This window comes from Nocardia abscessus NBRC 100374 (assembly GCF_000308455.1).
Classification (GTDB): Bacteria; Actinomycetota; Actinomycetes; order Mycobacteriales; family Mycobacteriaceae; genus Nocardia; species Nocardia abscessus.
Window position 1 is genome coordinate 1 of sequence record NZ_BAFP01000049.1, and the last position, 23,668, is coordinate 23,668.

Sequence of the window (23,668 nt, forward strand, 5' to 3'; positions counted from 1 at the left end):
CTACCGGCGCGTCACTCCAATCCAGCACCTGGCCGAACGGTTCGTGCCAGTGCAGACTGCGGGCCTGCTCGGCCCAGAACTCCAGCCGATCGGCCGCCGCCCGGTCGTACAACGCCGCGCCCGCGTTCGCCTGGGCGGCGAACTCCGCGTCGGGCGGGTAGGCGGTGGTGTCGCGGTCATCGGTGGTTGCGCTGGTCACGCGATATCTCCTAACGAAAGAGCAAGGGGGACGAGGAATGCCGGGCAGCGATCAGTGCGCCACCGCCTTTTCGGCGCCGACGCCGGTGAGCGAACGGACCTCCATCTCCGCCGCCTTGGCCGGATCCTCGGACTTGCCGCCGACGAAGGTCCCGATGATGCCGAGCACGAACGCCAGCGGAATGGAGACGATGCCCGGGTTGGACAGCGGGAACCAGTCGAAGTCCGAGCCGGGGAGCATGGCGGACTTGGAGCCGGAGACCGCGGGGGAGAACACGATCAGCACGATCGTCGAGATCAGGCCGCCGTACATGCTCCACAGCGCGCCGGTCGTGTTGAAGCGCCGCCAGAACAGCGAGAACAGGATGGTCGGCAGGTTCGCCGACGCCGCTACCGCGAACGCCAGCGCCACCAGGAAGGCGACGTTCTGTCCGTTGGCGAGGATGCCCAGCGCGATGGCCAGGACGCCGATCACCACCGCGGTGATGCGCGAGACCCGGACCTGTTCGCGTTCACCGGCTTTGCCCCGCTTGATGACGCTGGCGTAGATGTCGTGCGCGAACGACGCCGACGCCGTGATGGTCAGGCCTGCGACCACCGCGAGGATGGTGGCGAAGGCGACCGCGGAGATCACGCCGAGCAGCACCACGCCGCCGAGTTCGAAGGCCAGCAGCGGCGCGGCCGAATTCTGCCCGCCCGCGGCCGCCAGGATGCGGTCCGGCCCGACGATCGCCGCCGCGCCGTAGCCGAGCACCAGGGTGAAGAGGTAGAACGCGCCGATCAGGCCGATCGCCCAGACCACCGATCGCCGCGCCTCTTTGGCGGTGGGCACGGTGTAGAAGCGCATCAGCACGTGCGGCAGGCCCGCCGTGCCGAGCACCAGTGCCAGGCCGAGGGACAGGAAGTTCAGCTTCGAGGTCTCGCTGCCGCCGTACTGCGCGCCGGGAGCGAGCACGTCGCGCGCCGCGACCGCCTTGTTCGCCGAACCGGTCACCGCTTCCTGCGCGCCGCCGAGAATGTCGGAGAAGTTGAAACCGAACTTGGCGAACACCATCACGGTCATCAGCGCCGCGCCGACGATCAGCAGCACCGCCTTGATGATCTGCACCCACGTGGTGCCCTTCATGCCGCCGACCAGCACGTACACGATCATCAACACGCCGACCACGGCGATCACCACGGACTGCCCGGTCTTGTCGGAGATGTCCAGCAGCAGCGCGACGAGCCCGCCCGCGCCCGCCATCTGCGCGAGCAGGTAGAACAGCGACACCGTCAGCGTGGACAGCGCGGCGGCGGTGCGTACCGGGCCTTCTTTGAGCCGGAAGCTGAGCACGTCGGCCATGGTGAATTTGCCGGTGTTGCGCAGCATTTCGGCGACCAGCAGCAGCGCGACCAGCCAGGCGACCAGGAATCCGATGGAGTAGAGGAACCCGTCGTAGCCGTAGACCGCGATGGCGCCCGCGATGCCGAGGAAGCTCGCGGCCGAGAGGTAGTCGCCCGCGATGGCGATGCCGTTCTGCGGGCCGGAGAAGCCGCGCCCTCCGGTGAAATAGTCGGCGGCGGTGGCGTTGTTCCGGCTGGCCCGGATCACCACGATCATCGTGATCGCGACGAAGACACCGAAGATGGCGATATTGGCGACCGGGTTGCCGACCGTGGCCGCCGCGGCGTAGGTGTGCACGGTGTTCACGCTCGGTCTCCCTCGAGGTACTCGCGGATGCTCGCCGCCCGCGGATCCAGTTCCCGGTTGGCGAACCGGACGTACAGCGCGGTGATGGCGAAGGTGGATACGAACTGGCCCAGGCCGAGCAGCAATCCGACGTTGACTTCGCCGAACACCTGGCGGCTCATGAAGTCGTGCGCGTAGGCGCCGAGCAGCACGTAACCGAGGTACCAGAGCAGGAACAGTGCGGTCATCGGAAACACGAAGCGGCGCAGGCGCGTTCGCAGTTCCTGGAATTGGGGGCTCGCCTGGACTTCGGCGAATTCTGCTGCGCTCGGCGCGCGCCGCGGTGCGGTGCCGTCGAGGTCGATACTGGTCATGATGGTCCTACCGAGTGACGTGGCTTACTTCTCGAGGACGGTAAGCCAGACATGTGGGCCGCCAGTAGGCTGTGGTGTGGGTCACTCCGTGAAGGTGGCCGAATCTGCGGTGAGCGGTCGATGCGGCGCGACGAACGGTCGGCCCCGGTGGCAGGCGCGGCGGTCGCCGGTCAGTCCGAGCGCAGGCTCCGCTCGCGGTCCGCGCCCATGCCCAGTCGTTCCGGCGCGTGCATCCGGACGAAGATCCGGCTCACGGTCCTGGCGTCGAGCCGCCGGGTGAACGCGCTCACCAGCACCATGGTGGCGAACGCCAACGGCACGCTGATCGCTGCCGGATAGCTCAGGAGCGCCGCGGGCCAGCCGCCCGCCACGTCGTCGGAGAACCCGCTGGTGACCGAGACCGCGGTCGCGGTGCCCGCCGCGAGCCCGCCCGCGACCAGACCGGCCGCCGCGCCCGTCGCGGTCAGCCCGCGCCACCAGATGCCGAGGACCAGCAGCGGGCACAGTGTGGAGGCGGCCACGGCGAAGGCCAGGCCGACGGTGCGGGACAGATCCAGCGAGACCACGGTCAGCGACAGCGCCAGCGGAACAGCGCCGGCGGCCAGCGCCGCCGTACGGAAGTCGCGGATCCGCCCGCGCAGCATGTCGGTGCTGAGCACGCCCGCGATGCTCACCAGCAGTCCGGACGAGGTGGACAGGAACGCGGCGATCGCGCCCGCCGCGGCCAGTGCCGCGAGCAGCTGACCGCCCAGCCCGGCGACCACCGATCCGGGCAGCAGTACCACCGCGGCGTCGGAGGTTCCGGTGATCAGCAGTTGCGGCACGTACAGCCGTGCGAAAACGCCCAGCAAGACCGGGAACAGGTAGAACAGTCCGACCAGGCCGATCACGGCGAGCGCCGTCGCGCGCGCTGCCCGCCCATCGGAATTGGTGTAGAAGCGCACCAGTACGTGCGGCAGGCCCATGGTGCCGAGGAAGGTCGCGAGGATCAGCGAATAGACCTGATAGGTCGGATGCGGTCCGCCCAGCCCGCCGCCCGCCGCCAGCCAGCCCGCACCGTCCGCGGGTGCGCCCGCGACCACCGGCACCGCGGCCCCGGCCTCGAGTTCCAACCGCGTGCCAGCGGCCAGCTCGTGCGTGCCCGGTGTCAGCGGCACCGGGCCGTCGACCGCGCGGTCGTCGAGGGTTCCCGTGATCGACACCTGCTGCGGCGCGCCGACCCGCACCACCACGTCGGTGGTCACGTCGACGGTGGTGCGCTCGGACACCACCGGCGGCGCGGGCGCGCCCAGCTCCCGCTCGTCGGCGAGGAAGTGCCCGAGCAGCACCAGCGCAGGGAGGGCCACCGCGGTCAGTTTCAGCCAATACTGGAACGCCTGGACCAGCGTGATCGAGCGCATCCCGCCGCCGACCACGTTGGCCAGCACGATCGCGCCCACGGCCACCGCGCCCACCCAGTCCGGCACCCCGAGCAGGATGTGCAGCGTCAGGCCCGCCCCCTGGAATTGCGGGATCAGGTAGACCGCGCAGATGAGCACCACGACGGTGGCCGCGAGCCTGCGCAAACGCAGTGAGCCCAAACGGAATTCGGCGAAGTCGGGCACCGTGTACGCGCCGGAGCGGCGCAGCGGTGCGGCGACGAAAAGCAGCAGCGCCAGGTATCCGGCGGTGAAGCCCACCGGGTACCACAGTGCGTCCGCGCCGTATTTGGCGATCAAACCGGCCACACCGAGGAACGATGCGGCGGAGAGGTATTCGCCGGAGATCGCCGCCGCGTTCCAGCGCGGCCCCACACTGCGCGAAGCGACCAGGAAGTCGGAGGTGGTGCGGGCCAGCCGCACGCCGTACGCGCCGATCGCGACGGTCGCCAGCGCCGCGAGGACGAGCGCCGCCACCGTCAGCGCGGGCGCTGTACTCGACGTCACGGCGCACCTGCGGGCAGGTCGGCCGGATCCGCGCGATCCCCCGTCCGCGCGACAGATCGGCACGCGGGCGCGCGAAACGGTTCGGTGGGCGATGCGGCCCGGGTTACCGGCGTGGTCGAAGTGCGTACGCCGGAGGAAGATCGCCGCGAGTGCCAGACCTCCCAGCTCGTGTCGGGTGCGGCCGGATCGGTGCGGTGCCTGGTCCTCGCGGCATCTCGGGTGGCGGGTGCGCGAGTGGGCGATGCGGCCCGGGTTACCGGCGTGGTCGAAGTGCGTACGCCCGAGGGAGATCGCCGCGAGCGCCGGAATCCCCAGCTCCTGCCAGGTGCCCGGGATGCACGCGCGCCGGTCGGACAGCGTGCGTGAACACGCGCCACGTCCGCGCAGGCGAAGCCGATCGTCCGCGCCGCGGAAGGGATTCGGGCCGGGCGCACCGTCAGTCCTCGGCCAGTTCGAGGAAGTCCTGCTCGTTGCGTTCGGCCAGGCGCACATAGGTCCGGCCGACCAGGAACAGCAACGGGTACACGGCGCCGCCGAGCAGCAGCCACGGCAACCGGATGCCCAGCACCGTCATCGAGCCGATCGAGCCGGTGCGGAACAGCACGGGCAGCGCGCACAGCAGCGCGATGCTCACCAGGCCCACCCGCAGCGCGAGCCCGAGTTGCGCGCGGATCAGACCACCGATGAGCGCTTCGCCGAACTCCGTCTGCTCGGCGACCTCGACTCTCGTGCGCACCCGCCGCGCGCCCCGTCGCTCGGAGAGCACGACGCGTGCGCGCACCGGGCGCTGCGGCCCGGTCACTGATTGCCCCAGTGTTGCCGGGGTCGGTGCACCAGCCGCTGTTTCAGCTCGCGCACCTGCCTGCGGCTGACCGGCAGTTCGACCGCTTGCGCGTGGCCCTCGGCCCGCAGGCACACCACCGTTCCGGAACCCACCGTGCGCAGCCCGGTGACCAGCCGCAGCGCCACCAGATACGACCGGTGCACCCGGAGGAATCCCGCGTCGTGCCAGCGGGCCTCCAGCGCCGACAACGGAATCCGCACCAGGTGCGATCCGCCGCTGGTGTGCAGCCGCGCGTAGTCCCCGTCGGCTTCCACCCAGCTCACGCTCGATCGCGGCACCAGCGTCGTCACCCCGCCCAGCTCCACGGGAATGACCTCGCTCGGATCGGTGCGCGCGTCGGCGGCGGGCTGGTGCGGCGCGCTACGCGCGGCGGCGATCCGCCGCACCGCCTCCGCGAGCCGGGCCTCGCGCAGCGGCTTGAGCAGATAGTCCACTGCGCCCAGGTCGAACGCCGCGATCGCCCGGTCGTCGTGGGCGGTCACGAAGACCACGGCGGGCGCGGCGGCGAACTCCGAGAGGATTCCCGCCAGCTCCATGCCGTCCAGTCCCGGCATATTGATGTCCAGGAAAACCGCGTCGATCGGATGGGCGCGCAGCACCCGCAGCGCGCTGGTGGCGTCGCCGGCCGCGTGGATCTCGCCGATCTCGGTCCGCGCGCGCAGCAGATACACCAGCTCGTCCAGAGCGGGTTTCTCGTCGTCCACGGCGAGCACGCGCAGCGCGCCCGCCGGTTTGCCGGTCACGCGGGTCACAATCGCTCCATCGTAAGGGTCCCGTGCGCGGCCGCGACCTGGACGTCGTGACAGCCCTCGTCTGGCATGCGGATGGTGGCCGCGCCTTCGGCGACGTCGGTCTCCCCGCCGGTGCGAGGAGCCCTCGCGTCGGGGCAGAGCTCGGCGAACACCGCGCGGGCCACCGGGCCGAAAGCCGACGGGTAGTAGGCGATGGTGTCACCGGGCCGGGCTTCGCGCGCAGGGCCGTTCTCAGGCCCGGATGCCCGCGCGGAACTTGGGGACGCGCAGGCTGACCTTCGTGCCCGCGCCGGGCGCGGTTTCCACGACCAGCCCGTAGTCGTCGCCGAAGGCCGCGCGCAACCGATCGTCGACGTTGGCCAGCCCCACGTGCGCGGACTCGCCGGAGCCCGCCGGGCCTCTGTCGGTATCGACGGCGTCCAATGCGCCGGAGCGCAACAGATCCGGGTCCATCCCGACGCCGTCGTCCTCGACGCTGATCACGCAGTCGGTGCCCGCGTCGGTGGCGACGATGCTGACGGTGCCGCCGTGCGCGGTGCCCGCCAGCCCGTGCCGCACCGCGTTCTCCACCAGCGGCTGGAGCGCGAGGAAGGGCAGGACCACGCCGAGCACTTCGGGCGCGATCCGCAGCCGGACCTGCAGCGCGTCGCCGAAACGGGCGCGTTCCAGTGCGAGGTACCGCTCGATGTTGCGCAGCTCGTCGGACAGCACCGTGAATTCGCCCGCGGCGCGGAAGGAGTACCGGGTGAAGTCGGCGAACTCGAGGATCAGTTCGCGAGCCCGCGCCGGATCGGTGCGGACGAACGAGGCGATGGTGTTCAGCGCGTTGTAGATGAAGTGCGGGCTGATCTGCGCGCGCAGCGCGCGCACCTCGGCGCGGTCCAGCCGGGCCCGCGACGCGTCCAGCTCGGCCAATTCGAGCTGGCCGCAGGCATATCGCGCCACCTCGGCGACCGCGCCGAGCCGGCCCGGTCCCGGCTGTCCGGTGCTCACGACGCCCAGCACACCGGCCACGCCGTTGGATTCGATCAGCAGTGGTTGCGCGATCAGCGTGCGTCCGGCGTGTTCGCCGCGGCCCGGTCCGGCGACGAGCACCGGACGCTGACCCGCGACGGCGCGCTCGGCGGCTTCACCGAAGTATTCGGCCAGCTCGGCGTGCGGGCCGTCCCAGGCGAGCACCGTGCCGTCGGGATCGGCCAGCGCGAGCGCTTCGGCACCGGTGAGTGCGCGCAGGTGGGGCGCCGCCTCCCGAGCGGACTGTTCGGTCAGTCCACGCCGCAGCGGGACCGCCGCCAGCGACGCGGTGTGCAGCGCCGAATGCACCGCCCGCTCGGCGGGGGTGGTCACCACTCTGCGGGTGCGCGACCAGATCAGCAGCGCACCCGCGATCAGTGCCGCCACGGCCGCGACGGCGAGTGCGGTGGTCATGGCGGGCATCGGCGCACGGACTGCATAGGCCGATTATCGCGTCGGCCGGATCGCGCCCGGAACGGTGGCGGTCCTGCGGCGGTGAGGGGGCCGGGGAATGTCGGCTGGGTGGCGGTGGCAGGGGTGGCGGCTCTGTGGCCGCGGTCGGTCCCGGGACGTCGGCTGGTTCGCGGTGCGGTGGCGGTTCCGCGGCCGTGATCGGGTTCCGGAACGTCGGCCTGGCTCGCGGTGCGGAGCGGTGGCGGTCTTGCGGGCGCGGTCGGGTTCCGGAACGTCGGCCTGGTTCGCGGTGCGGAGCGGTGGCGGTCTTGCGGGCGCGGTCGGGTTCCGGAACACCGGACCGCGCATCGCCGGTGCGACGGCGCGGTCCGGTTCGCAGGAGTTCAGCCCTGGTACTGCGGCACCGTGAACTCGACGGTGCCGGGTGCGGGGAAGTGCGCCGCGCCGATGCTGACTGTGGCGGTGAACTGGCCGATGCCGGGCAGGAACAGCGCGGAGTGCCCGCTGTTGCCCCAGTAGCCGGGGCCTTGGGCGACCACCTGGAACGCACCCTCCTGACCGGTGGCGACGTTGCGCCAGTTCAGTGTGATCGGAAGTGTGCACGGCCCGGCCCCCACCAGCGTCGCGCCTACGGTGAACGCCGCCTGGTTGGGGTAGGCGTTGCCGTTGACCGACATCTCCACCTGACCCACGCACGGTCCCTGGGCCAGGGTGTACACGGTGGCGAATGCGGCGGGCGCCGCCGCCGCGGGCGCGGCCGTCGCGACCAGTGCGGCCATCGCCGTGGCGGGAACGATCAACAGCGCTGTCGTCGAATTCATCGACACCTCCACGATTTCGGGAAAATCCGGTCTGCCGTGCTCGCCCGTCCCTCAGAAGCGCGCGACATCGTCGTGGGGAAGGGAAGCAGATCCTACCGCCGTGCTCCGGCCGCCGTCCGGGTCTTCCGGTATCCGGCAAGACCCCGACACTCGCGGAAATCGGCCACCAGAACGGCGAGTCGCCAGGACGCGCCGGTGATCTTCCCCACCGACACGCCGGGCGCGCGAGTGGCGCCAGCGCGCCGGTCCAAAGCAGTCGGTGGGCCCGCCTAGAATCGGTCCAGCCAACCCCCGTCGAGACCTTGGGAGGAAGGACCGTCTTGGCCGCCTCGTCCGGATCGTTCGTCCATCTGCACAACCACACCGAGTACTCCATGCTCGATGGTGCGGCCAAGATCTCGCCACTGTTCGCGGAGGCGAAACGGCTGGGGATGAACGCGGTCGGGATGACCGACCACGGCAACATGTACGGGGCCTCGGAGTTCTACAACTCCGCCAAGAAGGCCGACATCAAGCCGATCATCGGCATCGAGGCCTACATCGCGCCCGCCTCCCGGTTCGAGACCAAGCGCGTGCAGTGGGGCGATCCGAGCCAGAAGGGCGACGACGTCTCCGGCTCCGGCGCCTACACCCACATGACCATGGTCGCCGAGAACGCGACCGGCCTGCGCAACCTGTTCAAGCTCTCCTCGCTGGCCTCCATCGAAGGCCAGCTCGGCAAGTGGGCGCGCATGGACGCGGAGATCATCGCCCAGTACGCCGAAGGCATCATCGCGACCACCGGCTGCCCCTCCGGCGAGGTGCAGACCCGTCTCCGCCTCGGCCACGACCGTGAGGCGCTGGAGGCCGCCGCCAAGTGGCAGGAGATCTTCGGCAAGGACAACTTCTTCCTCGAGATCATGGATCACGGGCTGTCCATCGAGCGCCGGGTCCGCGAGGGATTGCTGAACGTCGGCAAGCAACTGGGCATTCCGGCGCTGGCCACCAACGACTGCCACTACGTCACCAAGGATCAGTCGAGCAACCACGAGGCGCTGCTGTGTGTGCAGACCGGCAAGACGCTGTCGGATCCGACGCGGTTCAAGTTCGACGGTGACGGCTACTACCTGAAGTCCGCCGAGGAGATGCGCGCGCTGTGGGACGCCGAGGTGCCCGGCGCGTGCGACAACACGGTGCTGATCGGCGAGCGGGTGCAGTCCTACGACGACGTGTGGGCCTTCAAGGACCGCATGCCGGTCTTCCCCGTCCCCGAGGGCGAGGACCAGGACTCCTGGCTGCGCAAAGAGGTCGACCGGGGCCTGGCCCGCCGGTTCCCCGGCGGCGTGCCCGAGGAGTACTACACCCGCGCCTACTTCGAACTCGACGTCATCAAGCAGAAGGGCTTCCCCGCCTACTTCCTCGTCGTCGGCGACCTGGTCAAGCACGCGCGGGAAGTCGGCATCCGGGTCGGCCCCGGCCGTGGTTCGGCGGCCGGTTCGCTGGTGGCCTACGCGCTGGGCATCACCAATATCGACCCGCTGCCGCACGGCCTGCTGTTCGAGCGGTTCCTCAACCCGGAGCGCCCGTCCGCGCCCGATATCGATATCGACTTCGACGATCGCCGCCGCGGTGAGATGGTCCGCTACGCCACCGAGAAGTGGGGCACCGACCGGGTCGCCCAGGTGATCACCTTCGGCACGATCAAAACCAAGGCCGCGATCAAGGACTCCGCGCGCGTCCAGTTCGGCCAGCCCGGCTTCGCCATCGCCGACCAGATCTCCAAGGCGCTCCCGCCGCCGATCATGGCCAAGGACATCCCGCTGTCGGGCATCATGGACCCCGACCACGAGCGGTACAAGGAAGCCGCCGAGGTCCGCGAGCTCATCGGCAACAACCCGGACGTGGCCAAGATCTACGAGACCGCCCGCGGCCTCGAGGGCCTGATCCGCAACGCCGGTGTGCACGCCTGCGCGGTGATCATGTCCTCCGAGCCGTTGATGGACGCCATCCCGGTGTGGAAGCGGCCCCAGGACGGGGCGATCATCACCGGCTGGGACTATCCGTCCTGCGAGGCCATCGGCCTGCTGAAGATGGACTTCCTCGGTCTGCGCAACCTCACCGTGATCGGTGACGCGCTGGACAACATCAAGGCCAACCGCGGCATCGACCTGGACATGGACAACCTGCCGCTGGACGATCCCGCGACCTACGAATTGCTCTCGCGCGGCGACACGCTCGGCGTCTTCCAGCTCGACGGCGGCCCCATGCGCGACCTGCTGCGCCGCATGCAGCCCACCGGCTTCAACGACATCGTCGCCGTGCTCGCGCTGTACCGGCCCGGCCCGATGGGCATGAACGCGCACAACGACTACGCCGACCGCAAGAACGGGCGGCAGCCGATCAAGCCGATCCACCCGGAGCTGGAGGAACCGCTCAAGGAGATCCTCGCCGAGACCTACGGCTTGATCGTCTACCAAGAGCAGATCATGTTCATCGCGCAGAAGGTCGCCTCCTACTCGATGGGCAAGGCCGACGCGCTGCGCAAGGCCATGGGTAAGAAGAAGCTCGAGGTGCTCGAGGCCGAGTACAAGGGCTTCCACGAGGGCATGACCGCGAACGGTTTCTCCGAGGCCGCGGTGAAGGCGCTGTGGGACACCATCCTTCCGTTCGCCGGCTACGCGTTCAACAAGTCGCACGCCGCGGGCTACGGTCTCGTCTCGTTCTGGACCGCCTACCTCAAGGCCAACTACCCGGCCGAGTACATGGCGGGTCTGCTCACCTCCGTCGGCGACGACAAGGACAAGGCCGCGGTCTACCTCTCCGACTGCCGCCGCCTCGGCATCACCGTGCTGCCGCCGGACGTCAACGAGTCCGAGCAGAACTTCGCCTCCGTCGGCAAGGACATCCGCTTCGGGCTCGGCGCGGTGCGCAATGTCGGCGCGAACGTCGTCGCCTCGATCATCCAGGCGCGCAAGGAGAAGTCGAAGTTCACCGATTTCTCCGACTACCTGAACAAGATCGACGCGATCGCCGCGAGCAAGAAGGTCACCGAATCGCTCATCAAGGCGGGCGGTTTCGACTCCCTCGGGCATCCCCGCAAGGGCCTGTTGCTGATCCACTCCGATGCCATCGACGCCGTGATGGCCACCAAGAAGGCCGAGGCGATAGGTCAATTCGACCTGTTCGGCGGCTTGGACGCGGACGAGTCGGTGACTTCGGTGTTCAACGTGAAGGTTCCCGACGAGGAATGGGAGTCCAAGCACCGGCTCGCTCTGGAGCGGGAGATGCTCGGCCTGTACGTGTCCGGGCACCCGCTCAACGGCGTGGAGCACGTGCTCGCGGCGCAGGCCGATACGCAGATCCCCGCCATCCTGGAAGGCGACATCAAAGACGGCACCCAGGTGACCGTCGGCGGCATCCTGGCCTCGGTGAACCGGCGCATCAACAAGAACGGCCTGGCCTGGGCCTCGGCTCAGTTGGAAGACCTCACCGGTGGCATCGAGGTGCTGTTCTTCCCGCAGTCGTACTCGGTGTACGGGATGGATGTCGTGGAGGACGCCGTGGTGCTGGTCAAGGCCCGCGTCTCGGTGCGCGACGACCGGATCTCGTTGATCGCCAACGATCTCGCCGTGCCCGACCTGTCCGCGGTCGGCGTGGCCAAGCCGCTCGCGGTCACCCTCTCCACCCGCATGTGCACACCGGACAAGATCGGTGAACTCAAGCGGGTCCTGTCCAGGCACCCCGGCACGTCGGATGTCCATATCCGCCATGTCGGTGCCCGGGACAAGACCACACTGCTGAAACTCGATGAACGCTTGCGGGTCTCACCGTCCTCGGCACTGATGGGCGACCTCAAGGCCCTCCTCGGCCCCGGCTGCCTGGCCAGCTGAGCGGCGGGTTCGGCGCGGTGGCGAATCGGGCCACTGGGTCGGCCCGACGTGGGACGCGGTGCTCACCGTTCCGTCGTTCGCGCTGCTCGGCCTCCTGACCCGTTCCTCGGACTGGGTGTCGCGCCGACGATCACCGCGCTCGTGGTGCGCGCTGCTACCGATCATGTGCCACACCATCATCGGACTCGCCTCGGTGGATCCGGCCGTGATCGACGCGGCCCGCAGGGCCGGGATGAACCGGCTGCGGGCACTCGCACGGATCGAACGGCTGGCGGACTGAGCGGCGGGGTTCGGCGCGGTCAGGAATCGAGCCACTGCTCGATCTGCTCGAGGTTCGGGGCGGAGACGACGACGTCACCGTGTTCGGCGTCCAGCAACTTCCAGTCGTGCGGCGACACCGGATCGCGCACCAGGCAGTAGCCCGCCCGCGTGGCCCGGTCGGTGAGTCGCCGGACCTGTTCGGAGTTCGGATCCGGTGCGCTCGCTTCGCTTCGATTCATGAGGAATTCCTCCATGGGTGGTGTTGTCGTGCGGAATCCGGCGTGATGCGCCCGGCGGCGACCAATGCGGCGAACGCGGCGCGCTTGCGGGCGCAGTCGTGATCGCGGTGCAGTTGCATTGCCCGGTGTGCCTCGGCGACGGTCAACGGCTGGGCGGGTGTATCGCACATCCACGCTTCCGGCCACAAGGTCGGGCGCAAGTGGCACTGTGTACTAGCTGGTTCCCGCCGGGATGCGGGGCGGTGCGGCTGGTTGGTCGGCCACACGCACCCGACGCCGAGCAGCACCGCGCCGCATCCGGCGAATACCGTCGCGATGCTCGACAGCACGGTCCATATCCCCACGCCCGCTCACCGCTGGCGGCCGAAGCCCGAATCGGCGCGCAGGTCCGCCGCGAGTTTGCCCAGACCATCGAGAACCTGCTGGAAGGTCCAAGGTTCCGGCATGCTGTCGGCGGGCAGCACGGGACAGCTGTGATCGGTGGGGAAGTCGATGCCACGCTGGTGTGCGCGTTCGCGTGGGCTCGTCTCCTGCGGCACGATCCGGCCGTGCCGCACGAGTGTGTAGAAGGCGACCGACTTCCACGCGCACCGATCAATCCGGCATTCCCGGTGCCGCCGCATCTGCCGGTGCGCCAACTCGACCTCGGCCAAGCCGCAGATACTTGGCGGCGCAACAACCACGCCACCACCCCCTTTGCTATGCAACATATTCCGTATTCCTCCTTGCCCGCCCGGGCCGATGATGTCGAGTGGCACATGGCTGCGGCATTTCGCGAGAACACCTCTCCACCGTGTGCTCTTGATCTTGAAGTGCGCGGCCGTCACGCCTGGTGGATGTCGGATGCTTCGGTCGCCAGAATGTTTCGGCCTCGCTGGGTGATTTCGTAGCGGCCTCTTCGGGCTCCGGTCACGATCAGTTCGTGGCTGACGAGGTTCGCCAGGGCTTGGCGGGTCTTCCACTCGGTGAGGCTGGCCGACACTTTGATCTGATGTTCGGTGAGCATCCCTCCGCAGCTCAGCGCCCGCAGGATTCGGACTTGTGCGACGGAGAGGCTTCCATGTTGCTGAGCCATGCGGCTATGGTGCTCGACGCACACAGCATCCGGACGGGGGAAACGAATGGTGCGATGAAGTCGGCCATTTGCCCAGAACCCGGACCGGTCCACGCGTCGTCGGACGTCCGAATCGGACCGGAACCTGGCCGTTTCGGACCGAGCAGGGGAAATGGGGAGCGATGGGGAAGGACGATCAGCCTGGTTCGACACTGCCGCGTCGGCAACTCGGCCGGGCGCTGCGGGAGGCGCGCGAAGGGGCCGGGTTCACGCTGGAGCGTGCCGCGCAGCTCATGGAGATGGGCAAGACCTCGGTCGGCAGGATCGAGAAGGGGCACAACGACAAGGTCAGGTTGCGCGACGTGGAAGCGTTCGGCAATCTGTACGGTCTCGGCGAGGGACAGATCGAGCAGTTGAAAGCGCTTGCGCAGCAATCGGCTACGAAGTCGTGGTGGCAGTCATCGCGCCATCTGCTTCTCCCTGGATACAACACGTATCTCGGGCTCGAATCGGGCGCAACACGACTTTCTATGTACCAACCCTTGGTCGTTCCAGGTCTGCTGCAAGTGGCCGATTACGCGAGAGCCATCGAGCGGCCGTATTTTCCGGATGATACGCAGGAAGATATCGAACGCCGCGTGGCACTACGGCTGCGACGGTCGGCGATTCTGACTCGGCGATCCAGCCCGATGAAGGCTGAGTTTGTAGTGCACGAGGGTGTTCTGCATACGTCCGTGGGATCGCCTGCGGTCATGGCCGCGCAACAGCGGCATATGGCCCACGTGAGCACTTTGCCGAACGTCACCGTGCGGATACTGCCGTTCACGGCAGGTTTTCCGGGAGACTGCGTTCCGGTGCTGCCTTACATAATTCTCGATTTCCCGGTGGATGGTCCTGGGACCGGTGTGGAGCCGCCGGTCGTCTATGCCGAAAATAACGCCGGTGCAATGTTTTTCGAAGACAATGGCGATGTGAAGCGCTATCGCGAGATTCACGAAGCAATCCGGTGCGCTGCGCTGGAGGTGCAACCCTCGAGAGATCTGCTCAGGCAGTTGGCAAGGAGATACGAACAGTGATCAGCGACCTAATCGGCGCACAATGGTTCAAGTCGACACATAGCGGCACGGCGAACGAGTGCGTTGAAGTCGCCTGGCTCGAGGCCGGGCATGTCGGTGTCCGCGATTCGAAGAACCCGAGCGGCCCGGCGTTGATCTTTTCGCCGGGGCAGTGGGATGCCTTCGCCGTTGGCCTCCGTGATGGCGAGTTCAACCGGCCCGCTTCCTAGGTTGAGCAGGACCCATCGGCGAAGGAACAAGCCATCGAGACCTGCTCCGGCAGGTGGCAAGGAGATACGAACGGTGACCGTCGACCTAGCCGGTGCACAGTGGTTCAAATCGAGTCGAAGCAGCGCGCAGGAAGCGTGTGTCGAAGTCGCCTGGCTCGAAGCGGGGCAGGTCGGTGTCCGCGATTCGAAGAACCCAACCGGTCCGGCGTTGATCTTCGCGCCGGGCCAGTGGGATTCCTTCGCCGCAGGGGTCCGTGGCGGGAAGTTCAACCGATCGGCCTGAACAGCATTACACCCGATCACAACAGCGGCCCCGCACCCGATCCACGCATCGTCGGGTGAGGGCTGCTGCCTTTGTGCGAAGAAGCTATCCGGCCACGTCGGCCAGTGCTGCGGCAGGTGCGTCGATCGATGCTCGCACCGCCTGCTTGCGGTGCAGGACGTGGCTGCATGCCACGACGGCGAGTGCGGCTATGCCGAGAACCACGCCGATCCAGGCGACCGCGTCGTAGCCGAGGCCCGCCCCGATAGCGAGGCCGCCGAGCCAAGGTCCTGCGGTGATGCCGACGTTGAAGGAGGAGATGTTGGTGGCTCCCGCCAGGGTGGGTGCGTCGCCCGCGAGGGTGAAGACGCGGCTGTTCAAGGTTGGGTTGATGCCGAAACCGAACGCGCCCAACAGGAATGACAGCGCGACGACGGGGGCGGTGTATTCCGCCGTGAGGGCGAGCAGAGCCGAGGTGAGCACGCAGCCGGTGATGCCGACGTACAGGCTGGTCAACGGATGGGTGTCGGCGGTGCGTCCACCGATCGCGATGCCGAGGAAGGCGCCGAGGCCGTAGATGCCGAGCACCACCGGAATCCAGTCATCCGCCATGCCCGTGGTGTCGGACAGCAATGCGCCGAGGTAGGCGAAGGTGACCATCAGGGCGGCGATGGCGAGTGCGGTGGTGGCGTAGGACAGCCACAGCTCGGGGCGCAGCATCGTGCGCAATTCGGTACGCAGCCGTGGTGGCGCGGCCGGGCGTCCAGCGGGGATCTTCGCCAGCACGCCGACCGTCGCGGCCGCCGAGAGCAGCGCGACCGCCCAGAACGCCGCACGCCAGCCCAGTTGCTGACCGATCACGGTGCCGGCGGGGAGCCCGATGAGGATGGCCAAGGTCAGCCCGCCCGCGACGATGCTCATCGCTTTGCCACGTGCGGTGGGCGGCACCAGGCTGATCGCCGTCGTCGCGGCCACCGCCCAGAATCCGGCGTAGACGAACGCGCCGACCACCCTGGTCGCGAACAGGACCCAGTAGTCCGAGGTGAGCGCGCCGACCACGTGGGTGCCGACGAAGACCGCGAGGAAGGCCAGCAGTGCGGTGCGCCGCGACCAGCGCAGCGTCACCACCGCCAGCACCGGTGCGCCCACCAGCATGCCCAGGGCGAACGCCGAGATGAGCAGGCCCGCGCGTGGCACGGAGACGCCCAGGTCCCCGGCCATTTCGGTGAGCAGGCCCGCGAGCATCAGCTCCGAGGTGCCCTGGGCGAAGATCGACAGACCCAGGACATAGATCGCCACGGGCATCGGTACCTCCTTGTTTTGTACTGATCTATCCAAAATGAGGGCGCGGCAGAACCGTCGCCGAAAAGGGCTCAACTCAGAGAGCGTCGAGCGCGGTGGTCGCTATGGCGGCCAGCGTCTCGCGGTCCGCGCCGCCGCGTGCGGCGACCCGCATGCCGCCGATCGTGGCGATCACGAAGCGGGCCAGCGCGGACGGGTTCTTGTCCGCCGCGATCTCGCCCGCGCGCCTGGCCGCCTCGAACACGTCCGTCAGCACGGCGAGCCGTCGCGCCTGGTCGGCGGCGAGCACGGCGGCCAGCTCGGGGTCGCGCGGGGCCAGTTCGATCGTCGAGTTCACCACGAGACAGCCGAGCGGGTCCTCCTCCGGGGCCTCGACGATCTGCCACAGCAGTGCGCGGATCTTGGGCCGCACCTCGGCCCGGCTGTCGAGCAGGTCGAACGTGGCGGCGTTCTTGGTCGCCATGTAGTGGCGCAGGGCGCGTCCGAACAGGTCGCGCTTGCTGGTGAAGGTGTTGTAGATGCTGCTGCGGCCCAGTCCGGTCGCGGCGCAGAGGTCCTCGGTGGAGGTCGCCTCGTAGCCCGCGCGCCAGAACGCGTGCATCGCCGCGTCCACCGCGCGGTCCTCGTCGAACAACCTGGGTCGTGCCACGGAGTCAGGCTAGCACAGTTTTGAACAGATCGTTCCAATACTTTCGGAGGCAGCCGCTGTCTCGATTTCCAAGCGGCTGTTAAGCATTCGATAGGTGGGATCGCGGACAGTGCTGGGACAAGGTTGTCCACCAAGGAAAACGAGGAACATCATGCAAGCCATATTCCGCAGCCTGCGTCTGCTCGTACTCGGCGTGACGGTGCTCGCGGCCGCGTTCGCCGTCGCGATGGTCGGCGCGGGCGCCGCGAACGCGGGTTCGGTCTACGAGATCAAGTTCGCGCCGGGAAGCGATCGCGCGTCGATCGACGGAGCGGTGGTCCGTGGCGACGCCGACACCTACGCGTTCGAGGCGCGCGCGGGACAGACGCTGATCACCGAACTCACCTCGGTCGAGAGCAACGCGCGGTTCACCACCACCGCCCCGGACGGAAGCGTTCTGTGCCTCGAGGAGACGTGGAGCCGGGTCACCCTGCCGCGAAACGGCTACTACACCATCTCGGTGGAGCCGAGCCGAGGCAACGCGACCTACACCTTGTCGGTGCGCATCGTCTGATCCCGAGGCGACACCGCGACACCGAGCGTCTGGGCGACCAGAAAGCGGGGAGCGTTCTCCCCGTAGAACGACTCGGCGTCGCGGATCTCGAAACCGGCGTCTGCCACCAAGCCGCGAATGTCGCGGTTCAGGTGGCAGCCGCCGAACAGTCGTTTCTGGACCGGGTTCAGCCGGTTCTGCCACACCCGCACCTTCTCGTCCGGTGCCAGCCCATGTTCGACGAAGTGCAGGGTTCCGCCGGGAACGAGCACCCGGCGCACCTCGGCGAGCGCAGTGGCGATGTCGGGAATGGTGCACATCGTCCAGGTCGACAGCGCGCAGTCGAAGGTGTTGTCCGCGAAGGGCAGCGCCTGGCCGTCCAGTCCGGCCCGCTCGATCGGAACGGTGGCGGCGGCGACGCGGCCGCTCGCCAGCCGCCAGCCGAGATCGGCGGGCTCGACCGCGCGCACCGACGCTACCGGCGCCGGATAGAACGGCACGTTCAGGCCCGAACCGAAACCGATTTCCACGACCCGTCCGTGCAGTCCGGCGCACGCCCGCTCGCGCAGCGGGTCCAGGTCCCGCATCCCGCAGGCCAGGTTGACGATCCGCGGCACCACGTGCTCGGTATAAACGCCCACGATCTCCACTCTGTCAGCAATCGTCCCCGGGAACCAGGGGCAGCCGGACGACGGTGGGTCTGCTCCCGGGGCTGGTGTCCGTATCGGGCGGGCCGGGCGTGCCTGTGCGATGCTGGCGCGGTGGCTGTGTTCGAGGTGTGGGCGCCGCGACCGGGGTCGGTGCGGCTGGATCTGGAGGGTGTCGTCCACTCGATGAGGCGGTCGCCGGACGGGTGGTGGCGCGCCGATCTACCCGCCGCGAGCGGCGCCAGGTACGGCTTCCTGCTGGACGACGATCCGACCGTGCTGCCCGACCCCCGCTCACCCCGCCAGCCCGACGGGGTGCACGCCCGCTCGGCGCTGCACACCCTCGATCCGGCGGCCTGGACCGACGCGGGCTGGACCGGGCGGCCGCAGGCCGGGGCGGTCTACTACGAGCTGCACATCGGGACCTTCACCGCCGAAGGCACCTTCGACGCCGCGATCGAGCGGCTCGATCATCTCGTCGCGCTGGGCGTCACCGTGGTGGAAGTGATGCCGGTGAACGCCTTCGACGGCACGCACAACTGGGGCTACGACGGCGTGCTCTGGTACGCGGTGCAGGAGAGCTACGGCGGGCCCGACGGCCTGCAGCGGTTCGTGAACGCCTGTCACGCCCGTGGGCTGGCGGTCTGCCTGGACGTCGTCTACAACCATCTCGGGCCCTCGGGCAACTACCTGCCGCGCTTCGCGCCGTACCTGGCCGACGGGCACAACACCTGGGGGCAGAGTCTCAACCTCGACGGGCCGCAGTCCGATCACGTGCGCGCCTACATCATCGACAACGCACTGCGCTGGCTGCGCGATTTCCACATCGACGCGCTGCGCCTGGACGCGGTGCACGCCCTGGTCGACCGCACCGCCACCCACCTGCTGGCCGACCTGTCGGTCGCCGTCGAGCGCCTCGCCACCCACGTACGCAGGCCGCTGACGCTGATCGCGGAGAGCGATCTCAACGATCCGACGCTGATCACCCCGCGCGCGGCCGGTGGCTACGGCTTGACCGCGCAGTGGAACGACGACCTGCACCACGCCGTGCACACCGCTGTCTCGGGTGAGCGGCAGGGCTATTACGCCGATTTCGGCTCGCTGCGCTGCCTGGCTCGGACGCTGAAGCACGGGTTCTTCCACGCCGCAACATATTCCAGCTTCCGGGGCCGGACGCACGGCCGTCCGATCGACCGTGGCCTGATCCCGGGAAGCGCGCTGCTGGCCTACACCTGCGACCACGACCAGATCGGCAACCGTGCGCTCGGCGACCGGCCGAGCGCCTACCTGACAGACGGGCAGCTGGCCGTCAAAGCCGCCCTCGTGCTGTGCGGGCCGTTCACGCCGATGCTGTTCATGGGGGAGGAGTGGGGCGCGTGCACGCCGTTCCAGTTCTTCACCTCGCACACCGACCCGGAGATCGCCGCCGCCACCGCATCCGGGCGCAAGAAGGAGTTCGCCGCACACGGCTGGCCCGCCGGTGAGGTGCCCGATCCGCAGGATCTGAAGACCTTCCTGCGCTCCAAGCTCGACTGGACGGAACCCGACGAGCCCGCGCACGCACGCCTGCTGTCCTGCTATCGCGCCCTGCTCACCCTGCGCCGCGACCGGGCGGAACTCAGCGATCCCTGGCTGACGCACGTCTCGGTGGACTACGACGAGGCCGCGCGGTGGATCGTCGTGCACCGCGGCACGCTGGCCCTGGTGTGCAACCTCGGCGAGGACCAGGTCGCGGTGCCCATCGCGGGCATCCCGCTGCTGTACTGGGAATCCCCGACGATCGGGCCTTCGGCGACAACCGTTCCCGGCCATTCGTTCGCGCTGCTGGAAACGGCGCCGCCGGGCCCGCGTTGAGGGCGTGGAACACCCACTCCACGCGGTCTTTTCCGGCGATTTTCCGGCGGCGCCGGATAACGGCCGTACAACTGTCCGAGACAGGCGCTTTGCCGGAATCGGTCCGCGCCATTACCGTGGAGAAATGAGCAACGTCGCTTCCGGGGACCTCGCGGTTCTTCCCCCGGGGATGGGTGGCAGCGCCGCCGCCGAATTCGCACCGTTCGTGCGGGCTTTCGCACGGACGTTCGGCACTCGCCGGGGTGCGGGCGCGGCGTTCACGCTGCACCGGCACGGAGAGCCGCTGGTGGACATCTGGGTCGGCTCCGGTGGTGACGCTCCGTGGACCAGGGATACCGGCACGATCATCTTCTCCGCCACCAAAGGGATCGCCGCCACCGTCGTGCACCGCCTCGCCGACCGCGGCTTGCTCGACTACTCCGCCCCGGTCTCGGAGTACTGGCCGGAATTCGGCTTCAACGGTAAGCGCAAGATCACGGTGCGTCAGCTGCTGACCCACCGGGCGGGGCTGTCCGCGCTGGCCCCGATCGCCACCGGAGGACTCGCCGACGTACTCGACCACGAGCTCATGGAGCGGCGCTTGGCCGGGGCGAAGCCCGACCGCCTGCTCGGCGTTCCCACCTACCACGCGCTCACCTTCGGCTGGCTGGTCGGCGGCCTGACGCGCGCGATCACCGGCGTCGGCCTGAGCGAACTGTTCCGTACCGAGGTGGCCGAGCCGCTCGGCATCGAGGGCCTGTACCTGGGCAGGCCGCCGGCCGACGCGCCGATCACCTACGCGCCGCTGGCAGGCACCCAGCTGAGCCTGCTCGGCAAGCCGCTCGGCGCCGCGGTTCTGGGCCGCAGCCACCGGATTCCGGGCGCGCTCGGCGCCGCCACGCGCTGCCTGTTCCTGCCCGGTCTGGAAGGCATCCTCGAGGGCGTCAGCCCGCCGATCCTGGACACCGAACTCGGCGCGGGCAACGGGGTGTGCACCGCGCCCGCGCTGGCCAAGATGTACGGCGCGCTGGCCAACGACGGCATGCTGGCCGACCGCAGGTACCTCGGCGCCCACACCATGAAGGCACTGCGCCGGATCGAGACCTATCAGCCCGATCGCGCGCTGTTCTACCTGCCGATGATGTGGCGACTGGGCTACCACTCCCTGCCGATGCCGGGCGCCCACGCCGGGTTCGGGCACATCGGCCTCGGCGGCTCCTTCGGCTGGGCCGAACCCCGGCTCGGTCTGTCGGTCGGCTTCGTGCACAACCGGCTATCGGCCGCTCAGCTCAGCTACGACCAGTCGGCGGCATTCTGGCTGCTGCCGCTGCTGCTGAACTGCCTGCGCGCGAACCGGCGCCGGGTACCGGCCACGGCAACGCCCAAGGCTGCCTGAGGCGCGGAACTTCGGGTTCGGGCCGGGAACTCGAGGCTGCCTGACGCGCGGATATCCGGCTCGGGTCAGGAACCCAGGGCCCCTGACGTGCCGAAGTACAGGTCAGGTCAGGTAGCGGTACGCCGGAGAATCCGGCTCGAGGCGCTCGCACTGGATCGGGGAATGCCGCATCCGTTCCAGCAGCGGCCCGAGCCCGTCCGGCGCGCCGAGTTCGATGCCGACCAGCGCCGCGCCCGTCTCGCGGTTGTTGCGCTTGACGTACTCGAACAGGGTGATGTCGTCGTCGGGGCCGAGCACCTCGTTGAGGAAGCGGCGCAGCGCGCCGGGTTCCTGCGGGAAATCCACCAGGAAATAGTGCTTGAGGCCGCGATGGACCAGGGAGCGCTCGATGATCTCGCCGTAGCGGGACACGTCGTTGTTGCCGCCGGACACCAGGCAGACCACCGTCGAGCCCGGCTCCACGGTGATCTCCGCGAGCGCCGTGGTGGTGAGCGCGCCCGCGGGCTCGGCGATGATGCCCTCGTTCTGGTACAGGTCGAGCATGGTCGTGCAGATCGCGCCCTCGTCGACCTGCATCATCTGGAAAGCGCCCGCGCCTCTGGGCGATTCGGTGATGGTCAGCAACGGCAGGGAGGCGTGCGAGACCACTCGCCCGCCGAATCCGGACACCGCCGCGTACGGCACGGCGCCGACCCGGCGCACCGCGGCCCCGTCCACGAACGGGTCGATCTCCGGCAGGGTGACCGGACCGCCTGCCACCAGGGCCGCGGTCATCGAGGCCGCGCCCGCGGGCTCCACGCCGAGGATGGCGGTGCGGGGCGAGCGCGCACGCACGTAGGTGCCGATACCGGCGAGGCAGCCGCCGCCGCCCACGGGCACGATCACCAGGTCTGGCGGGTCGGCGAGCTGCTCCAGGATCTCCGCGGCGATGGTGCCCTGACCGGCCGCGGTGCGCGCGTCGTCGAACGGGGGGACCATGGTCGCGCCGGTGCGCTCCACATCTGCCGCGGCGGCCGTGGCGGCGGCGTCGTAGGTTTCGCCGACCGCGATCAGCTCGACGAACTCGCCGCCGTGCACCCGGATGCGGTCGCGCTTCTGCTTCGGAGTCGTAGTCGGCACGTAGATGCGGCCTTTGATCCCCATCGCCTGGCACGCGAACGCGACGCCCTGCGCGTGGTTGCCCGCGCTGGCCGCGACCACGCCCGCGGCGCGCTCGTCCTCGGTGAGCTGCACCACCAGGTTGTAGGCGCCGCGCAGCTTGTAGGAGCGGACCGCGCTGAGATCCTCGCGTTTGAGGTAGACGTTCGCCCCGGTCAGTCTGGACAGCCGCTCGCTGCGCTGTAGCGGGGTCGGATCGATGACGTCGGCAATTCGCTTGGCGGCAGCATCGATCTCGTCCGCGGTGAGCGCCGGACGAGAAGCGGACAGTGCGTCGAGGACATCAAGCGGATCGGACACCCCGAACATGCTGCCACCCGCCGCGGCGGCCGGGTGCGGCGGGTGGCAGTGAAACCCGTGCTACCTGCGCCGGAGCTACCTGGGAGTGAGGACGAAGACCGGGATCTGACGGTCGGTCTTGGTCTGGTAGTTCGCGTAGTCCGGCCACACCTGGACCGCTCGCTCCCACCACTGGGCCTTCTCCTCGCCGAAGACCTCGCGCGCGGTGTAGTCCTTGTTGACCGGGCCGTCGCGCAGCTCGACATGCGGTTCGGCCTTGATGTTGTAGTACCAGACCGGGTGCTTCGGCGCGCCGCCCAGCGAGGCGACCACGGCGTATTCCCCGTCGTGCTCCACCCGCATCAGCGGCGTCTTGCGCAGCTTGCCGGACTTCGCGCCTTTTGTGGTGAGCAGGATAACGGGCTTGCCCTGGATGGTCGCGCCCTTGGTGCCGCCGGAGTTCTCGTACTTCTCGGCTTGTTCCCGGGCCCAGCCGGAGGTACTCGGTTCGTATTCACCTGTCAGTGGCATGTCTGCGACAACACCGCGCCGATCCGCTGTGTTCCCGGCGACAAAAGTTCGCTGGCCCGAACTTCGAGTTCCGACTACCCTGAGGAGATGGCAGTCGTCCATCCTGCGGCCCGCAGCGCCACGATAGATATCGCGGGCAGCGCGTGGCCGGTCTACAAGCTCGACGCACTGCTCATGGGGGTGGCGACCTGCCTCGTCCTGGCACTGATCACGGGTTCCCCGCAGATCGCGGTGCTCGTCGCGGCCGCGCTCGGTGCGGCGCGCTGGCTGATCGGGCTGGCCTCCGTGCGGCGTGAGGAGCCGGGTCAGCGGCACGCGTAGCGAGCCCGAGCAGGGTCGCCGCCAGTTGCCCGAACTCTC

Annotated in this window: 24 protein-coding genes and 1 pseudogene; 9 read left to right on the plus strand and 16 right to left on the minus strand. The window is 68.9% G+C overall.

Features of this window, described 5'->3' with window-relative positions; all coding sequences use genetic code 11:
• The 8 genes from ON19_RS10050 to ON19_RS10085 all read right to left on the minus strand — a co-directional run.
• Positions 1–199: acetyl-coenzyme A synthetase N-terminal domain-containing protein (locus ON19_RS10050; protein WP_043689437.1), on the minus strand; the 199-nt coding region annotated here is incomplete at its 3' end.
• 51 nt (positions 200–250) lie between these two features.
• A complete protein-coding gene (locus ON19_RS10055) occupies positions 251–1,888 on the minus strand; it encodes a monocarboxylic acid transporter (protein WP_174377681.1) in 1,638 nt (545 codons plus the stop codon).
• Entirely contained in the window at positions 1,885–2,241 is a 357-nt protein-coding gene (locus ON19_RS10060) for a DUF485 domain-containing protein (protein WP_043689440.1), read from the minus strand. The genes ON19_RS10055 and ON19_RS10060 overlap by 4 nt, the downstream gene beginning before the upstream one ends.
• Before the next feature lie 170 nt (positions 2,242–2,411).
• Entirely contained in the window at positions 2,412–4,166 is a 1,755-nt protein-coding gene (locus ON19_RS10065) for a sodium/solute symporter (RefSeq protein WP_043689442.1), read from the minus strand.
• 436 nt (positions 4,167–4,602) lie between these two features.
• Positions 4,603–4,968: a hypothetical protein gene (locus ON19_RS10070; protein WP_043689444.1), complete on the minus strand. Its 366-nt coding sequence runs from the start codon at positions 4,966–4,968 to the stop codon at positions 4,603–4,605.
• Complete coding sequence (locus ON19_RS10075; RefSeq protein ID WP_051168710.1) at positions 4,965–5,753, minus strand: LytR/AlgR family response regulator transcription factor; 789 nt, start codon at positions 5,751–5,753, stop codon at positions 4,965–4,967. Before ON19_RS10075 ends, ON19_RS10070 begins: the two co-directional genes overlap by 4 nt.
• 240 nt (positions 5,754–5,993) lie before the next feature.
• On the minus strand, positions 5,994–7,199 hold the full coding sequence (locus ON19_RS10080; RefSeq protein WP_372478702.1) for a sensor histidine kinase: 1,206 nt from the start codon (positions 7,197–7,199) through the stop codon (positions 5,994–5,996).
• Positions 7,200–7,573: 374 nt separating this feature from the next.
• Entirely contained in the window at positions 7,574–8,011 is a 438-nt protein-coding gene (locus ON19_RS10085; RefSeq protein ID WP_043689533.1) for a hypothetical protein, read from the minus strand.
• Positions 8,012–8,331: 320 nt separating this feature from the next.
• Here ON19_RS10085 and dnaE point away from each other — a divergent pair, with 320 nt between their 5' ends.
• Positions 8,332–11,880, plus strand: a complete 3,549-nt coding sequence (dnaE, locus tag ON19_RS10090; protein WP_043689447.1) for a DNA polymerase III subunit alpha — start codon at positions 8,332–8,334, stop codon at positions 11,878–11,880.
• Between the two features lie 58 nt (positions 11,881–11,938).
• A pseudogene (locus ON19_RS10095) lies at positions 11,939–12,145 on the plus strand (ABC transporter permease); the annotation flags it as partial.
• A gap of 34 nt (positions 12,146–12,179) precedes the next feature.
• On the opposite strand, the gene ON19_RS10100 reads toward ON19_RS10095, so the two are convergent.
• The 3 genes from ON19_RS10100 to ON19_RS10110 form a co-directional block, all read right to left on the minus strand.
• Positions 12,180–12,380, minus strand: coding sequence for a hypothetical protein (locus tag ON19_RS10100; protein ID WP_157229643.1), 201 nt, complete (start codon positions 12,378–12,380; stop codon positions 12,180–12,182).
• Positions 12,381–12,730: 350 nt separating this feature from the next.
• Complete coding sequence (locus tag ON19_RS10105) at positions 12,731–13,090, minus strand: hypothetical protein (RefSeq protein WP_157229644.1); 360 nt, start codon at positions 13,088–13,090, stop codon at positions 12,731–12,733.
• A gap of 113 nt (positions 13,091–13,203) precedes the next feature.
• The gene (locus ON19_RS10110) at positions 13,204–13,455 is read right to left on the minus strand and encodes a helix-turn-helix domain-containing protein (protein WP_157229645.1); all 252 of its coding nucleotides are present in this window, start codon (positions 13,453–13,455) and stop codon (positions 13,204–13,206) included.
• Positions 13,456–13,616: 161 nt separating this feature from the next.
• On the opposite strand from ON19_RS10110, the gene ON19_RS10115 reads away from it, so the two are divergent.
• The 3 genes from ON19_RS10115 (at position 13,617) to ON19_RS10125 (ending at position 15,002) form a co-directional block, all read left to right on the plus strand.
• Positions 13,617–14,510 (plus strand): helix-turn-helix domain-containing protein, encoded by an 894-nt coding sequence (locus tag ON19_RS10115; RefSeq protein WP_043689453.1) that lies wholly within the window; start codon positions 13,617–13,619, stop codon positions 14,508–14,510.
• Entirely contained in the window at positions 14,507–14,719 is a 213-nt protein-coding gene (locus tag ON19_RS10120; protein ID WP_043689454.1) for a DUF397 domain-containing protein, read from the plus strand. The genes ON19_RS10115 and ON19_RS10120 overlap by 4 nt, the downstream gene beginning before the upstream one ends.
• Before the next feature lie 73 nt (positions 14,720–14,792).
• Positions 14,793–15,002: a DUF397 domain-containing protein gene (locus ON19_RS10125; protein ID WP_043689455.1), complete on the plus strand. Its 210-nt coding sequence runs from the start codon at positions 14,793–14,795 to the stop codon at positions 15,000–15,002.
• Between the two features lie 84 nt (positions 15,003–15,086).
• On the opposite strand, the gene ON19_RS10130 is transcribed toward ON19_RS10125, so the two are convergent.
• On the minus strand, positions 15,087–16,286 hold the full coding sequence (locus ON19_RS10130; protein WP_043689456.1) for a Cmx/CmrA family chloramphenicol efflux MFS transporter: 1,200 nt from the start codon (positions 16,284–16,286) through the stop codon (positions 15,087–15,089).
• Positions 16,287–16,359: 73 nt separating this feature from the next.
• Positions 16,360–16,932, minus strand: a complete 573-nt coding sequence (locus ON19_RS10135) for a TetR/AcrR family transcriptional regulator (RefSeq protein WP_051168700.1) — start codon at positions 16,930–16,932, stop codon at positions 16,360–16,362.
• A 151-nt stretch (positions 16,933–17,083) separates the two neighbouring features.
• Here ON19_RS10135 and ON19_RS10140 point away from each other — a divergent pair, with 151 nt between their 5' ends.
• On the plus strand, positions 17,084–17,485 hold the full coding sequence (locus ON19_RS10140; protein WP_051168701.1) for a hypothetical protein: 402 nt from the start codon (positions 17,084–17,086) through the stop codon (positions 17,483–17,485).
• Here ON19_RS10140 and ON19_RS10145 read toward each other — a convergent pair.
• Positions 17,458–18,105 carry a class I SAM-dependent methyltransferase gene (locus ON19_RS10145; RefSeq protein WP_043689535.1) on the minus strand — a complete coding sequence of 216 codons (648 nt, stop codon included), beginning with the start codon at positions 18,103–18,105 and terminating at the stop codon, positions 17,458–17,460. The genes ON19_RS10140 and ON19_RS10145 overlap by 28 nt on opposite strands.
• A 120-nt stretch (positions 18,106–18,225) precedes the next feature.
• Between ON19_RS10145 and treZ the strand changes: the two genes are divergently transcribed.
• On the plus strand, positions 18,226–19,965 hold the full coding sequence (treZ, locus tag ON19_RS10150; protein WP_043689458.1) for a malto-oligosyltrehalose trehalohydrolase: 1,740 nt from the start codon (positions 18,226–18,228) through the stop codon (positions 19,963–19,965).
• Between the two features lie 124 nt (positions 19,966–20,089).
• Positions 20,090–21,340, plus strand: a complete 1,251-nt coding sequence (locus tag ON19_RS10155) for a serine hydrolase domain-containing protein (protein ID WP_043689459.1) — start codon at positions 20,090–20,092, stop codon at positions 21,338–21,340.
• Positions 21,341–21,442: 102 nt separating this feature from the next.
• Here the strand turns inward: ON19_RS10155 and ilvA are convergent, their stop codons facing one another.
• Together ilvA and ON19_RS10165 are read right to left on the minus strand one after the other, a co-directional pair.
• Entirely contained in the window at positions 21,443–22,798 is a 1,356-nt protein-coding gene (gene ilvA, locus ON19_RS10160) for a threonine ammonia-lyase IlvA (RefSeq protein ID WP_043689536.1), read from the minus strand.
• Positions 22,799–22,873: 75 nt separating this feature from the next.
• Positions 22,874–23,308 (minus strand): nitroreductase family deazaflavin-dependent oxidoreductase, encoded by a 435-nt coding sequence (locus ON19_RS10165; RefSeq protein WP_043689460.1) that lies wholly within the window; start codon positions 23,306–23,308, stop codon positions 22,874–22,876.
• An 87-nt stretch (positions 23,309–23,395) separates the two neighbouring features.
• Between ON19_RS10165 and ON19_RS10170 the strand changes: the two genes are divergently transcribed.
• Entirely contained in the window at positions 23,396–23,629 is a 234-nt protein-coding gene (locus tag ON19_RS10170; RefSeq protein WP_043689461.1) for a hypothetical protein, read from the plus strand.
• Positions 23,630–23,668: the final 39 nt, after the last annotated feature.

Excerpts from the sequence above, each read along its gene's own strand:
- ON19_RS10170 (WP_043689461.1), top strand. The coding sequence starts at position 23,396 with ATGGCAGTCGTCCATCCTGCGGCCCGCAGCGCCACGATAGATATCGCG.
- ON19_RS10110 (WP_157229645.1), bottom strand. The coding sequence starts at position 13,455 with ATGGCTCAGCAACATGGAAGCCTCTCCGTCGCACAAGTCCGAATCCTG.
- ON19_RS10105 (WP_157229644.1), bottom strand. The coding sequence starts at position 13,090 with ATGTTGCATAGCAAAGGGGGTGGTGGCGTGGTTGTTGCGCCGCCAAGT.
- ON19_RS10165 (WP_043689460.1), bottom strand. The coding sequence starts at position 23,308 with ATGCCACTGACAGGTGAATACGAACCGAGTACCTCCGGCTGGGCCCGG.
- ON19_RS10130 (WP_043689456.1), bottom strand. The coding sequence starts at position 16,286 with ATGCCCGTGGCGATCTATGTCCTGGGTCTGTCGATCTTCGCCCAGGGC.
- ON19_RS10115 (WP_043689453.1), top strand. The coding sequence starts at position 13,617 with ATGGGGAAGGACGATCAGCCTGGTTCGACACTGCCGCGTCGGCAACTC.
- ON19_RS10085 (WP_043689533.1), bottom strand. The coding sequence starts at position 8,011 with ATGAATTCGACGACAGCGCTGTTGATCGTTCCCGCCACGGCGATGGCC.
- ON19_RS10080 (WP_372478702.1), bottom strand. The coding sequence starts at position 7,199 with ATGCCCGCCATGACCACCGCACTCGCCGTCGCGGCCGTGGCGGCACTG.
- ON19_RS10100 (WP_157229643.1), bottom strand. The coding sequence starts at position 12,380 with ATGAATCGAAGCGAAGCGAGCGCACCGGATCCGAACTCCGAACAGGTC.
- ON19_RS10060 (WP_043689440.1), bottom strand. The coding sequence starts at position 2,241 with ATGACCAGTATCGACCTCGACGGCACCGCACCGCGGCGCGCGCCGAGC.
- ON19_RS10155 (WP_043689459.1), top strand. The coding sequence starts at position 20,090 with ATGAGCAACGTCGCTTCCGGGGACCTCGCGGTTCTTCCCCCGGGGATG.
- ON19_RS10140 (WP_051168701.1), top strand. The coding sequence starts at position 17,084 with ATGCAAGCCATATTCCGCAGCCTGCGTCTGCTCGTACTCGGCGTGACG.